Annotated in this window: 13 protein-coding genes; 7 read left to right on the forward strand and 6 right to left on the reverse strand. The window is 38.2% G+C overall.

Annotated features, from left to right (window positions below; genetic code table 11):
- Positions 1 to 97: 97 nt before the first annotated feature.
- Genes uvrB through gshB form a run of 4 tightly spaced genes read left to right on the forward strand, consistent with a single transcriptional unit; the run spans position 98 to position 4,678 of the window.
- A complete protein-coding gene (uvrB, locus tag H3R28_RS02000; protein ID WP_304515638.1) occupies positions 98 to 2,287 on the forward strand; it encodes an excinuclease ABC subunit UvrB in 2,190 nt (729 codons plus the stop codon).
- Between the two features lie 13 nt (positions 2,288 to 2,300).
- Positions 2,301 to 3,188 (forward strand): aldose 1-epimerase, encoded by an 888-nt coding sequence (locus tag H3R28_RS02005; RefSeq protein ID WP_110438228.1) that lies wholly within the window; start codon positions 2,301 to 2,303, stop codon positions 3,186 to 3,188.
- A 29-nt stretch (positions 3,189 to 3,217) separates the two neighbouring features.
- Positions 3,218 to 3,703: a transcription elongation factor GreB gene (gene greB / locus H3R28_RS02010; protein WP_110438227.1), complete on the forward strand. Its 486-nt coding sequence runs from the start codon at positions 3,218 to 3,220 to the stop codon at positions 3,701 to 3,703.
- A 15-nt stretch (positions 3,704 to 3,718) separates the two neighbouring features.
- Positions 3,719 to 4,678 (forward strand): glutathione synthase, encoded by a 960-nt coding sequence (gene gshB, locus H3R28_RS02015; protein WP_198209078.1) that lies wholly within the window; start codon positions 3,719 to 3,721, stop codon positions 4,676 to 4,678.
- 17 nt (positions 4,679 to 4,695) lie between these two features.
- Here gshB and H3R28_RS02020 read toward each other — a convergent pair whose 3' ends face one another.
- Positions 4,696 to 4,878 carry a hypothetical protein gene (locus tag H3R28_RS02020; RefSeq protein ID WP_146206645.1) on the reverse strand — a complete coding sequence of 61 codons (183 nt, stop codon included), beginning with the start codon at positions 4,876 to 4,878 and terminating at the stop codon, positions 4,696 to 4,698.
- 204 nt (positions 4,879 to 5,082) lie between these two features.
- On the opposite strand from H3R28_RS02020, the gene H3R28_RS02025 reads away from it, so the two are divergent.
- From H3R28_RS02025 to H3R28_RS02035, 3 genes are read left to right on the forward strand one after another with little or no spacing between them, the layout of a single operon-like run.
- On the forward strand, positions 5,083 to 5,757 hold the full coding sequence (locus H3R28_RS02025) for a class I SAM-dependent methyltransferase (RefSeq protein ID WP_370552816.1): 675 nt from the start codon (positions 5,083 to 5,085) through the stop codon (positions 5,755 to 5,757).
- A 38-nt stretch (positions 5,758 to 5,795) separates the two neighbouring features.
- Positions 5,796 to 7,127, forward strand: coding sequence for a cbb3-type cytochrome c oxidase subunit I (locus tag H3R28_RS02030; RefSeq protein ID WP_198209074.1), 1,332 nt, complete (start codon positions 5,796 to 5,798; stop codon positions 7,125 to 7,127).
- Positions 7,124 to 8,089 (forward strand): heme o synthase, encoded by a 966-nt coding sequence (locus H3R28_RS02035; RefSeq protein ID WP_155565948.1) that lies wholly within the window; start codon positions 7,124 to 7,126, stop codon positions 8,087 to 8,089. The genes H3R28_RS02030 and H3R28_RS02035 overlap by 4 nt, the downstream gene beginning before the upstream one ends.
- A 150-nt stretch (positions 8,090 to 8,239) precedes the next feature.
- On the opposite strand, the gene H3R28_RS02040 is transcribed toward H3R28_RS02035, so the two are convergent.
- The 5 genes from H3R28_RS02040 to H3R28_RS02060 are packed head-to-tail and all read right to left on the reverse strand — an operon-like array spanning position 8,240 to position 14,518.
- Positions 8,240 to 9,310, reverse strand: coding sequence for a TIM44-like domain-containing protein (locus tag H3R28_RS02040; protein ID WP_230882850.1), 1,071 nt, complete (start codon positions 9,308 to 9,310; stop codon positions 8,240 to 8,242).
- Positions 9,311 to 9,340: 30 nt separating this feature from the next.
- The gene (locus tag H3R28_RS02045) at positions 9,341 to 10,678 is read right to left on the reverse strand and encodes a TldD/PmbA family protein (protein ID WP_198209072.1); all 1,338 of its coding nucleotides are present in this window, start codon (positions 10,676 to 10,678) and stop codon (positions 9,341 to 9,343) included.
- Positions 10,675 to 11,940 (reverse strand): pitrilysin family protein, encoded by a 1,266-nt coding sequence (locus H3R28_RS02050; protein ID WP_198209070.1) that lies wholly within the window; start codon positions 11,938 to 11,940, stop codon positions 10,675 to 10,677. Before H3R28_RS02050 ends, H3R28_RS02045 begins: the two co-directional genes overlap by 4 nt.
- Positions 11,941 to 11,953: 13 nt before the next feature.
- Complete coding sequence (gene thrC, locus H3R28_RS02055; RefSeq protein WP_198185195.1) at positions 11,954 to 13,354, reverse strand: threonine synthase; 1,401 nt, start codon at positions 13,352 to 13,354, stop codon at positions 11,954 to 11,956.
- 24 nt (positions 13,355 to 13,378) lie between these two features.
- A complete protein-coding gene (locus tag H3R28_RS02060; RefSeq protein ID WP_198209068.1) occupies positions 13,379 to 14,518 on the reverse strand; it encodes an L-dopachrome tautomerase-related protein in 1,140 nt (379 codons plus the stop codon).
- Positions 14,519 to 14,546 lie beyond the last annotated feature (28 nt).

Here is a 14,546-nt window from a genome sequence, read left to right on the forward strand (position 1 = left end):
ATTTTAGTAGCCTATTTATTATGCTATATAATATAGCAAATACAAAGTCTTAATCTTAAATCAAATATAGAAATCATAACAAAATCAGATAATTTCCATGAAAAAACCAAAAAGAAGCGGAACTGTCATTTTTCATCCAGAAAAGATTCCGGCAAAGCCGAAAATGAACAGGTTGGAAATTGTATCGCAATTTCAGCCCTCAGGAGATCAGCCAAACGCCATCAAACAACTTACTGATGGAATTGAGGCTGGAGATCGTGACCAGGTCTTATTAGGTGTAACAGGTTCAGGCAAAACTTTTACCATGGCCAAGGTTATTGAGGCCGTGCAAAAACCAACCTTGATTTTAGCACCCAATAAAACGCTTGCAGCGCAGCTTTATGGAGAAATGAAAGAATTTTTTCCAAATAATGCGGTTGAATATTTTGTCAGTTATTATGATTATTATCAACCGGAAGCCTATGTGCCTCGATCTGACACTTATATAGAAAAAGATAGTCAGATCAATGAACAGATTGACCGTATGCGACATGCGGCTACACAGGCTTTACTAGAACGTAATGATGTTATTATAGTTGGTTCTGTTTCCTGTATTTACGGTATTGGATCTCCAGAAACCTATTCTCATATGGTTGTGCGGGTTGAGGAAGGTGGAGTGGTAAATCGTGAGGATTTGCTAAAAGCTTTGGTAGAACAGCAATATCGTAGAAATGATATGGCCTTTCAGCGGGGAACGTTTCGTGTAAGAGGCGAAACAATAGATATTTTTCCCGTTCAAAACGCTGATCGTGCCTGGAGAATTCAGCTCTTTGGGGATGAGGTTGAATCAATTAACGAATTTGATCCTTTGACCGGGGTTAATACAGCAAACTTAAAGTCGATAACTATTTATGCCAATAGTCATTTTGTTACGCCAAGACCAACCTTGAATCAGGCAATTAAAAATATCAAGGTTGAGTTGAAGGAAAGAATTGATCAATTTGTAGCTGAAGGCAAATTGTTGGAGGCCGAACGTATTCAACAGCGTACAACTTTTGATCTTGAAATGATCGAAACAACAGGATTGTGTAAGGGTATTGAGAATTATTCCCGTTATCTTTCAGGACGCAATCCCGGTGAACCTCCACCTACTCTTTTTGAATATCTGCCAGAAGATGCCTTGCTTATCGTGGATGAAAGTCATGTAAGTGTACCTCAGATAGGAGGAATGGAACGGGGGGATTATGCACGTAAAAAAACGCTTTCGGATTTTGGTTTTCGACTCCCTTCTTGTATGGACAATAGACCACTTAATTTTGCGGAATGGGATTGTTATCGTCCCCAGAGCATTTTTGTCAGTGCGACACCAGGTCCCTGGGAGTTAGAGAAAACAGGAGGCGTGTTTATTGAACAGGTCATACGTCCAACCGGTTTGACTGATCCTGTTACTGATATAAGACCAATTGAATTGCAAGTGGATGATCTATTGTTCGAGGCAAATAAGGTCATCAAGAAGGGTGGGCGTGTTCTTGTTGCAACGCTAACCAAAAAATGGGCTGAAAAATTAACTGATTATATGAGTGAAGCTGGTATAAAGGTACGTTATCTTCATTCAGATATCGATACTTTGGAGCGTATAGAGATTATAAGAGATTTGCGTTTGGGTGTGATAGATGTTCTGGTAGGGATCAATCTTCTAAGGGAGGGTCTGGATATACCAGAATGTCAATTGGTGGCCATTCTTGATGCTGACAAAGAAGGATTTTTAAGGTCAAGAACCTCTTTGATACAGACGATTGGACGGGCAGCAAGAAATGTTGATGGACGTGTTTTATTATATGCGGATAAAATGACGGACAGTTTAAAATATGCGATCGAAGAAACTTCAAGACGTCGTGAAAAACAGACACAATGGAATGAAGATCATAATATTACGCCAGCAACGGTAAAAAAGAAAATTGGAGAGATCATTGCTTCTGTTTATGAACAGGATTATGTAACGGTTTCCCCAACAGAATTTTCTGATATTCATTCTCTGATAGGGAAGGACTTGAAAGGAACCATAGCAGAATTGGAAAAAGAAATGCGTAACGCTGCCACCAATCTTGAGTTTGAAGAGGCTGCTCGTATACGAGATGAAATAAAGAGATTGGAAGATTTAGATATGGGATTAATTTCTGATATTGAACCGACAATCCGTACCAGAGAAGAGGGGAGAATCCTAAAAAGCAATTTTAAACCAAGACCTCTTGGACCTGGTGGGGGAGGCTATGGTCCATCGAGGCGTCAAAGATCAAAGAAACATTAAATAGGGATGCGGGATGCTGGAAATTAAGGCGGGAAATAATAGAATTGGCATATATCCTTCTTTGGGTGGAGCCATAGCATATTGGTTGAGAAAAGATTTATTGATTTTTTATCCAGTCGAGCGTTCGCCCTTGACGAGACATTCTGACCAGATTATTGCAGCCTATCCAATGTTGCCTTATTCTAATCGTATTGCAAACGGTAAATTTAAATTCAATAACAGTGTTTATCAATTAACCCCCAATGCGTCGAACGGAAAGGATTCCATTCATGGTAATGCATGGCAAAGGTCTTGGGATCTTGAATCCTTTACGGAAAATAGTGTTGTTTTAACTTTGAATTATAATCCGGATAAGGGATCTCAAAAGGAATGGCCCTATGCATATTTTGCCAGGTTGAGATATTGTGTTTATGAAAGCGGATTGTTTATACAAATGTCATGTAAAAATACTGATATTTGCAAACAACCCATCGGGATGGGCTTTCATCCCTATTTGCCAAGAAGAAATCTTGTCGAAATTGGTTTTTCAGCACCGTCTGTATGGAACAATGGTCCGGATGGATTGCCAGAGGGTCGCATGTTGAACGAAGATCAATGGAACTTTGATCAAATGCGTATTTTGAAACAAGACGATTTTCTGGATAATTGTTATGTGAACTGGGATCGCGAAGCGTTTATCCGCTGGAAATATAGTAATAGTTTCTTAACGGTTTCTGCCAGCGTTATTTTTCGGCATTTTGTTGTATATACCCCGCCAGACCAATCTTTTTTTACTATGGAACCGGCAACTAACATGAATAATGCAATCAATATGCCAGAAATTTCTGATCGCGGCTTGTTTATTTTAAAACCGGGGCAAATTTTAAAAGGCAGGATATTCTATTCCTTTATGGGAATATAGAAATTATTTTAGAATTTAGGTTTGTTTATATGTCTTTACCTTATATCACCCCTTGGGGTTATACACGTTTGAAAAAGGAATTATTACAACTATTGCATGAAGAGCGTCCAAAAATAGTGGAAATTGTTTCATGGGCAGCCGGTAATGGAGATCGATCTGAAAATGGAGATTATCTTTATGGAAAAAAAAGATTGCGTGAGATTGATCGTCGGGTTCGATTTTTATCCAAACGGTTAGAGAACGCACAAATTGTAAACCCCATTGATCAACAGGGAAAAGATCGGGTTTTTTTTGGTGCTACAGTGCGTTATTTAACTGAGGATGATTGTGAGCATAGGGTTACTATTGTTGGAACAGATGAAGCAATCACGGAAAAAGGGCAAATAAGTCTAGTATCCCCTGTAGCTAGGGCATTAATGCGTGCTAGAGTAGGGGATGAAATAAGATTGCAAACCCCTGTTGGTGAAAAATACCTTGAAATTTTAGAAATCACTTATGATGCAGAGTCAGAATAGAATGGATATTTAAAAATGTTAAAAATCGCGGTACAAATGGATCCTTTGGAAAAAATAAATATTCATGGAGATTCAACATTTGCATTGATGCTCGAGGCACAGGCTCGTGGTTATTCACTTTTTGTTTATTCTGTAAATAGCTTAAGTTTGTTCAACAATGAAAAAAGTAAGTATGTAACAGCACGAGGTCGAAAAGTTAATATTCAAAAGGTTACAGGTGATCATGTAAAATTTGGAGAAGTGGAAACCGTGAATCTGGCAGATTTTGACGTGCTGTTGATGCGCCAGGATCCACCTTTTGATATGGGATATATTACTGCCACACATATTCTGGAACGTATTCATGGTGTGAGCAAGGACAAGGTATTTGTTGTAAATAATCCAAAATCCGTTCGAAATTCACCGGAAAAATTAATGGCTACATTTTGGCCTGAATTAATGCCTCCCACGCTTGTTTCACGTGATGTCGAAACAATTCGGATGTTTAGGGAGGAATACAAAGATATTGTTGTTAAACCGTTGTTCGGGAATGGGGGTGTAGGCGTTTTCCGCATTCAGGATGAGGATGAGAATTTTAATGCATTGTTAGAAATGCAGTTTTCAATATCCAATGAACCCCTGATGGTGCAACGTTATGAGCCTTCCGTTAAAAGGGGAGACAAAAGGATCATTTTAGTTGATGGGGAACCTATCGGTGCAATCAATCGAGTTCCGCAAAAAGGAGATATGCGATCCAATATGCATGTTGGGGGAGTGGCGGAGAAAACTCAATTAACTGAACGGGATCTTTATATTTGCTCTAAAATAGGTAAAACCCTGAAAGAGCAGGGGTTGATTTTTGTTGGGATAGATGTATTGGGGGATTACCTTACTGAAATTAATGTCACCTCACCAACAGGGTTACAAGAGCTGGACCGTTTTAATCAAATGAATTCTGCCGCTTGTATCTGGAATGTTATTGAATCCTATCTATAATGAAAAAGAATTAAAGATTATTTTTCTTTGTTATCACTGGATTGATCAGAATTCGATTTTGAAGGCATTGGCGGTATCGGGTCATCCTTGCCAAATTTGTTATCAAACCACTCGTATATTTCACGATGTTTTAGGTAAGTAAAATTATAGCTCCATAGTATGATTGATCCAATCGCGAGGATCCATACCACAATTGTCATTAACATTTTAACGCTTAAGTCCTAATTATATTTTATTTAATTTGTTAATAAAATGGAGTATAGACATAATTCGGGAAACAATAAAGAGTGTTCGATGAATTTTGATTATCCAAAGAAAAATTATAAAAAATAATACTTTAATTTTAAGGTAAATAAAAAAAATTTCTATTTTTATGAAATTGGATTATAAGGTGTTATTTTTGTATTATTTTGTTATTTCACCAAATTTGGAGCAATAGCGTGTCTCCTTTACCTCATACTGCCTTAAATGCAGATGCAGTTAAGCTTGCCTATCGTCGCTGGGCCAAGGTTTATGATACTGTTTTTGGTACAGTTTCTTCATTTGGCCGACGATGTGCCGTTGAAAAGGTTAATTCTTTACCGGGGAAAAAAATATTAGAGGTGGGTGTCGGAACTGGTCTGGCTTTACCTTCTTATCATAATGATAAAAGAGTGACGGGTATTGACCTTTCAACCGATATGCTGGAAAAGGCCAAACAGCGTGTGAAAAAAGAAAAAATCGATAATGTTGATGCATTGTTGGAAATGGATGCTGAAGCAACGACTTTTGAAACGGATTCTTTTGACATTGCGGTTGGCATGTTTGTTGCCTCGGTTGTGCCTCATCCAGACCGATTGTTTAAGGAATTACAACGTGTAGTGAAGTCTGGTGGACATATTCTTTTTGTGAATCATTTTATAGCTCAAAAAGGACTCCGGTCATATGTTGAACGAATTATGGCTCCTGCATCCAAGGCATTGGGTTGGCATCCCGATTTTGCCATTCAGTCCTTGTTACCACCAGAAGTGTTAAAAAGGGCTGAAATAAATTCGGTCCCGCCTTTAGGATTATTTACTTTGGTTAGTTTTGAAAGATAGATATACTCTAAAAAAAGTGTATTTGTGGAAAATTATTAATGAAAATCAATTATAAAGTAGGAATGAGTGCCATTATTTTGGCTATCTTGGCAGGATTAAGTGGAGGGATCACCGCTTTATATTACCAACTGAATGAATTTCTACCTTTATTATTTCAAATTCATGACCAAACTGCCGCCATCAACATTTTCCAGACTCATGCCAGAATGATGGTTTTTTTTGTCTTACAGCCAGCGTTAATGGTAGCCTTCGGTTCATGGTTCTTTCCTGTTTTAATTGGAAGCAGAAATTTTGCGTTTCCATTAATCAATATCCTTTCAATTATTTTATTATGGACAGGATTTTTCTTTAATTTTTTTTCCTTTTTTAATTCAGAAACTGGATTGATGGGCTTGATAAGCCTGGTATTTTGGTCAATTGGTTCGGTTTTATTTTCAATTAATGTCCTTGTTACTTTTATTAATAATCGTGGGAAGGATATTAAATATTACTCAATTCCCCTATTTGCCTGGATGCATGTTATAAGTGCGAGTTTTTTATTGGGAGTGGGATCAATATTATTGGGGATATTAACACGAGATTATTTCAATTATAATATGCAGTTGGATTGGGCGATTTCACAAACTGTAAAAAATTTCGTTTTCCCCATGGTTGTAGTTTTAATCTTGCCATCATTTGGTATCTTATTTCATATTTTTCAGACAATCTCGGAAAACAGAATCAAATCGGATAAAATTTTATTAATTGGCATTACAACAGCATTCTCTCTTCTATTATTTTTATTTTGGAATAAATCCATATTTACAGAAGTCTACTTTCAGACAGATTCATTTGTGAACATCGAAACTATATTTGCCGTTGGTTTATATGGATTGATATGTGTTTTAAGTATTTTTGCATTGAACTTGTTTAAAACAGGCTTAAAAAACATATCAACACCTATGCTGTGGTCGTTGGGCTGCTTGTTCCTTTTACTTTTTGCCTGGCCATATAAAGGATTAATTCAAGGAATAGATCAGATTCATTCAACTCTAACTTATGCAATTATATTATCAATTTTTGCAGGGTTTTATTTTTGGATGGGTAAAATTTTTGGCAAACAATATTCAGAATCATTGGGAATTTCACATTTTGTGATTACAATGATTGGAATTGTTCTGACATTGAAAATAATCCCATTAGGTAGAAACACAGTTTTTTGGGGTGACATATTTATGGGACTATCCATATTTGTTTTTCAGGGTGTGATTATCAATGCCATATTTTATAACGTGGTTAAACCTGTAGCCAATTATTGGGGTAAAGGTGCAATCACGAATGAATGGAAATTGCCTTCTCCCATGTTTACTGCAAACAAGCAAAACAGATGAGTAAAATTCAGATTGAGAATAATGCTGTCAACCAGCGTATACGCTTCGACCCACTAATTGTTGGAAGCAATGTCAGGGATTGGTTCCTTCTGTTAAAGCCAAGGGTTATTTCTTTGGTTGTTTTTACAGGAATTGTCGGCATTATTTTGGCACCTGGATATGCAAACCCTTTTATTTCTTTGATAAGTATTATTTGTATTTGTCTTGCGTCAGGAGGTGCTGGTGCCATTAACATGTGGTACGATCAGGATATTGATCGTGTTATGAACAGGACTATAACCCGTCCTTTGCCCTCGGGGAGGGTTCAATCTTCAGATGCTTTGATTTATGGGGTAACTGTATCCATTATCTCTGTCATCCTTATGTTTCTGGCCACAAATTTTTTTGCAAGTTTTATACTGGCGTTTTCAATATTTTATTATAGTGTGATTTATACAGTTTGGTTAAAAAGATCAACCCCGCAAAATATTGTTATTGGTGGGGCAGCGGGTGCTTTTCCTCCCTTGATAGGTTGGATAAGTGTAACTGGACAGATCCAATTATTCCCAATAATACTGTTTTTGATTGTTTTTTTCTGGACACCTCCCCATTTTTGGTCTTTATCCCTATATGCTTGCAAGGATTATGGACGGGCTGGTATTCCCATGCTTCCAGTTGTAAAAGGGGCCAGACATACACGGTGGCAGATTTTCATATATACTATTTTGTTGGCCATTGTCAGTTTATTGCCTGTGTATTTTCATTTCACGCATAGCGTCTATATGGTGGCAGCGTTGATATTGAATGTCGGATTTATGTTTATGGCCATTTGTGTTTTACTTGAAAAACAGGATCATTCAGGAAAAAGTTTAAGAAGTGATAAAGCGGCAAGATGGTCTTTTCGTTTTTCTTTGATTTATCTTTTCTTTCTATTTTTAGCCTTGATTATAGATCATTATATTTATGATTTATGGGGTGTCTAATATCAATCATGATATATTTTGAAAAAAAAATATCCCTTGAAGAAAGGCAGGAAAAAAAACGCCGTAACATTCAAAGGAATAAAATTTTATTTTATGCATTTTTGGGATTAAGTGGAATTTTATATATTATCACCTTAATCAAAGTTTAAATTATTTCTGTTGTTGGATGGCAGACAATAACCACCAATTATGATCAACCGATCGTACGAAAGTCCAAAGTTCTGTTACCGTTACAGGCTGATTCGGATTACCTTCTACAACGTTTCCGTTATTGTCGGTCGTTATATCGATTAGCGAATAACGCATAGCCACGGTAGCATATTCACGTGTACCTTCAGTCCAAACTTCGGAAAGATCCCCTTGTTCAAATTGTACATTTGAAGTGCTGTTATGCAGACCTTTACTAGCCAAATCGGTAAGTTGCTCATTGAAATAAGACACCATCTCGGGAGTGGCAATTTTTTGCATACTTCCCAAATCCTGATGATTCCAGGCTTCCTGTATTTCGATGAGTCGTTGTTGGAAAACAGTATAATCGTTTTGATTAAGTTGTATATTTGATTCCTTGATATATTCCTTAATCGGATTTATTGAATTATTGTTTCCTTGTCCTTTATTAATGGCAGAATTTTTGCGAAAATAACGGATACCAAACCATACCAGAAGCCCAAGAACTATAATCCATACAAGAGATCCTGATGAATTATGCTTTTTGGGTGTCTGTTGAGACATTGGTGTCGGATGTGATTGCATTGTATTGGGATCTGACGGATTCATGTTCTGATCAGTATTTTGATTGGCATTAGCAGCGGGAGTTTGGGCGTTGGTTTGATGATGACCCATCAACATATCATAGGCTGCCGCTCCGGCAACTCCTCCGGCAACTCCTTTAAGAAAATTTCCTCTTTGCGGAGCTGTTGCGTTATTGGGGGATATCTGTCGCGTAGTTGGAGCTGACGGTGCTACAGGGCGCGCATTAAAACCTGAATTATTAGTTGCTGGAGGTCTCGTCATGGTACGTTGAAAAGATTGTCCTCCATTAGGTGTTATTCTAGTATAGGAAGGTGAGCTGAAGGTTCTGCTTCCCCTGCTACCCATGGAAAACCCTCGTCCTGCTCTTGCTTCAGCTTGATGAGAGGAAGAAATGAGGAGCGGGGGGCTAATCAAAGCAGCACTTAATAAAAATAACAGTGTACGGCTGTGTAAGGTCGCACGTTTCATTTTATTGATCCATCTCTTAAGGTTATGAAATTATTGTCCAGCAATACTGATTTCATCAATCCGTAGAGTTGGACTATTGGTAGTATATCTGAAATCAAGATCGTTTGCGACGTGAAGTTTTGAAAACATGTCCATTAGATTGCCAGCAAGTGTGAATTCCATAATTGGTTCAGCAATTTTTCCATTTCTGATCATAAACCCACTGGCGCCACGACTATAGTCACCTGTGACAATATTGACCGATGAACCTAATAGTTCTGTTATGTAAATACCTTCTGCAATATCTTTCATCAATTCTTCGGGGGTTTGTTCGCCAGGCTGAATATACAGATTGGTTGTCGTTGGTGTGGGTGGAGATGATGGGCCTCTGGTTGCGTGACCGTTGCTTTGCAGACCGAGTTGTTTTGCTGTACGATTGTCTAACAACCAATTGGCTATTTTACCAGAATCAACCAGTTTCAATTCTTCAGGAAACAATCCTTCAGCATCAAAAGGACGAGATGCCAACCCTCTTATTTTGTATGGATTATCAATAATGGTTATATTTTCGGGAAAAACAAACTGTCCCATTTTCTCTTTCAAAAAAGAAGTTCCTTTTGCAATTGCATGACCATTTAATGCACTTGCCAGATGAGAAACAATGCTGTTGGCAACCCGAGGATGAAAAACGACAGATAATATACCTGTTTTGGGTTTGGAAGGATTTAATTTGGCCAACGTTTTACGGGCGGCATTTTCACCGATGATTTTGGGGGACTGTAAATCCTGAAGATGAACAGAGGAATGAAAGTCATAATCTCTTTGCATTTCTGTACCGGTTCCTGCCAGAACACAAACAGCCAGCGAATGAGAGGTACGTTGATAAGATCCCAAAAAACCCTTACTGTTTGCCAGGGTCATAGCTGTCTTGCCATAACTGCAGCTTCCTCCCATACTATTTGTTATTCCTTTTATGGTTATTGCGGCAGTTTCCACGGCTTTGGCTTGCTCAATCATCTGTTTGGTTGATTGTTCTGTAGGGTCATACAGATCTAGCTTTTGCGGTTCAATATAATTTTTTCCTGAGGGTGCGGGCAATTCGGCATAGGGATCCTCTGGCAATATTTTTGCCATTGAAATAGCATGCTCTACCAGCTTTTCCATATTCTGTTGTTGCAAATCAGTTGTTGAGACTGTTGAAACGCGTTTGTTTACTAAAACTCTTAATCCAACTGTTTTTGATTCGGAACGTTCAAGCTCTTCCACCTGACCATTTCTGACCTGCACACCAACGGATGTAGATTCAAGATAGATTGCATCCGCATCGGTCGCCCCTGCCTTTTCAGCCTTTAAAATCAGGTTTTTGATAAAATCTTTATGATCTGTCATTGTGCAAGACTTTCGGTAATACTTGATAGAAATGGAACGTTTTCAATAGGACCCAGTGCTGTTAGCGTGGGAACACGGGTAAAAATGTGTTTTGCAGCTTGGCATATGTCATCAAGGGTGACAGCATCAATGCGTTTGGAAATTTCCTGGGGGGAAATGATCCGGCCATAAATCTGTAAATGACGTGCAAGTTGTTCACAACGGCTGTTAGTGCTTTCCATTGACATTAACAGGGAAGACTTTAATTGAGCCTTGGTGCGTTGTAATTCCTCGGGCTTGATGTATTTTTGAATATTTTTCAATTCTTGTACAAGAACAGGCATTAATTCCTTGACCTGTTCTTTACCAGTACCTGTATAAATACTGAATATTCCATCATCCTGATGGGTGAGGTTATAAGCGTAGATTGTGTAAACAAGCCCTCTTTTTTCTCGTATTTCCTGAAAAAGACGAGAGGACATTCCGCCACCGAGAATAATAGACAAAAGAATGGAGGCATAATAACATGGATGTTTGAATGTAAATGATGGAAAGCCCAGAATAATATGTGCCTGATCCAAGTGTTTTAATTTTCTGAATTCCCCACCTTTATATAGGGCTGCAACAGGAGAGACTGATTTTTTTTTTGGTAAGTCTTTGAAATATTTGTTTACATACGCAACAATTCTATTGTGTTCAATATTACCAGCTGCAGAGAAAATAATATTTTCCGCATTATAATGTGAATTCATATAGTGTTGCAGATGTTCTTTTTGCAAAGATCTGATAATACTGCTTGTCCCAAGAGTGGGACGTCCCATTGGTTGATCGGGATAAGCGGTTTCCTGGAAATAATCGAAAATGATTTCATCAGGTGTATCATTAACTTGACCGATTTCCTGAAGAATAACACTTCTCTCTTTTTCAAATTCTTCCGCATCAAAAATACTATGGGTCAAGATATCGCCCAGAATATCTGTCCCCAGTTCCACATCATCCTTTAAAAGTTTAAGATAATAGGCTGTAAGTTCGCGGGCGGTAAAGGCATTGATGTGTCCACCAACATTTTCAACCGTTTCCGCAATAACGGATGCAGAGCGCGAGTGTGTACCCTTGAAAGCCATATGTTCCAGAAAATGGGATATTCCATTTTCTTCAGCCTTTTCATATCTTGTCCCGACTGAAACATAAGCTCCCATGGAAACGGTTTCTACATGTTTCATCTGTTCAGTCACGACCAACATGCCGGAAGGAAGACGTGTGATATTTATGGCTTGATTCATAACTATCCTAAAATTAAAAATTATTTTGATAGGCTACAGTGCGGACTGAATTTTCAATCGCTTGTAAATCTGCAGGAAGAATTTGATAGTTTTCTTTTCTTTCATATAAATCCGCCATTGCAAGTGGCAGTGGAGGAAGAATTCCTGTTGCCTGTTTAATCGCATCAGGGAATTTGGCCGGATGAGCTGTTGCAACAGCTACCATAGGGACATCTTTTTCAAGATATTTTTGTGCGGTTATTATTCCGATTGCAGTATGTGGGTCTGCAAGATACAGTGAATCTTTGAAAATTTTTGTAATGGCTTTTTTCGTTTCTTCATTATTCAGTGACATTCCCTTAAAATTCTGAGTCGCTTTTGTCCAGGATTGTTCAGGAATATTCATTTTTCCATCCTTGCGGAAATTTTGCATGATTTGACAGCATTGCGCTGCATCACGATCAAGCAATTCAAAAAGCAACCGTTCAAAATTCGAAGAAATCTGGATATCCATTGAGGGAGATAAACTCGGTTTTACCTCTTGTATACTCATGTCATTATTTAATAAAAAGCGTGTTAGGATATCATTATGATTGGAGGCGACTCCTAAAAATCTAATGGGAAGCCCCATTTTCTTTGCCGTCCATGCAGCAAGTATATTGCCGAAATTTCCTGTTGGGACAGTAAAGGAAACCTCACGGTCAGGAGCGCCTAAACATAGTGCCGCATAAATATAATAGGGAATTTGTGCGGCGATACGTCCCCAATTAATGGAATTTATGGCAGATAAATGCATTTCTTTACGGAATGGCATGTCCGCAAACATGGACTTGACTAAATCCTGGCAATCATCAAAGGAACCTTTAATGGCAATATTATTGATATTGGGTGAAAGGACGGTTGTCATTTGACGACGCTGAACTTCTGAAGTGCGTCCATAGGGATGTAAAATAGTGACCGTAAGATATTTACTGTCCTTAAAAGCCTCTATTGCTGCAGAGCCTGTATCGCCTGAGGTCGCACCTACAATTGTGATATGCTCCTCTCGTTGACTGAGAACATAATCAAACAGGCGTCCCAAAAGCTGCATCGCCATATCTTTAAAAGCCAGGGTGGGACCATGAAAAAGTTCCTGAACAAAAAGGTTGTGTTCGAGCTGAACCAAGGGGACAATTGCTTTATGGTTAAAGCTTGCGTAGGATTGTTTGCATAAATCCAAAAGGATGGGAGCAGGTATATCATCCCCTGTAAATAAACCAATAATTTTTGCGGCAAGTTCTGAATAATCAAGCTTTCTCAATTCCCTAAGATCATTATGGGAAAGGTGTGGCCAGGTTTCAGGAATATATAAGCCTCCATCTTCTGCAAGACCCGTAAGGAGCGTATGAGAAAAATTTAAAATTGGGGCTTGTCCCCGTGTGGATATGTAACGCATGGTAACCTGTTTTTTAGATAGAGTTTATTTTAAGGGTGGAAGGTCAATTTTGTAAATCGTCAAAGGCCATTTAATCGTTGAATGATTATTATGATCCAGTGCCGAATGATGGATAAACTGATTTACAGGAGTATATAGGGTTTTATTCTGTAGAACAAAAGGATGAGCGGGCCATTGTAGGCGGGGATCCGTAACAATTTTATTTAAAATGCGTCCCTGGGTAAAACGATAGATACTGTTTGTGGATATGTCAGTAAAATAAAGATTGCCTTCATTATCACATGTGATCCCACCTGAAGAGGGAGTTTCAAGCCATAAAATCATCGCTTCATTTAATTCGGATTCCGAATATGTAGGATCATTGAGATACATGGTGTCGATACGATAAAGTGGTCCACTGACAGCCTGATAATAAAGTCTTTTTCCGTCGGGGGTGATTGCGATTTGGTTAACGTTGAAAAAAGAATTCTGATCGCTACTTGGACGTATAAGATTATGATTGACGATAATGGGTTGTCGAGAATATAGGCTGGATGAATTGCTTAAGACACGTCTGGCTTGATTATTGTTTAAATCCATAATAATCAAGGCGGGAGCACCTTTATCTGCAAAATAAGCATGATGGTCGTGGACAGCCAACGCATTAAAAACCGATTTAGGCAAAATGACAGAGGAAGGAATGGGATAGGTATCAACAACCTTATTGGTTTTAATATCTATCTTAATTATTTTAATGCCTTTTTTATTTGGTTTGTTCCCGAATTTATCGATACCATTATCAATGATCCATAGATAACCATCAGGTGTTAAGGTCATTCCAGATAATCCAACAAATGCGTTTGAGGGATCAAGGTTGGATGTCTTGTTCCAGTCATTCCATTGACCTCCCGGATATGGAGTAACTGAATTATCAGCGTTTATAGTTGCCAGGGAAGGGCCTGAATCTCTATTGTAATTGAAAAATTGAACAAAAATTCTTTTTTCCGTATCAACCGCAATATAATTTGGAATATATTGATTAACAGTTGCAACGCTTTGTAACGCATTGGATGGTAATAGAGAGGGTTGATCTAATTTTTGCTTTGCCATACCTTTGTCAAAAGAGACGAACACAACCATCAGGGTCATGGACAGGGCAATGAAACAATATTTTAAAATGCTCATGATGAATATTCTATTACCAGTTAATTTT

Source organism: Commensalibacter sp. M0268 (assembly GCF_016101925.1).
GTDB lineage: Bacteria > Pseudomonadota > Alphaproteobacteria > Acetobacterales > Acetobacteraceae > Commensalibacter > Commensalibacter melissae.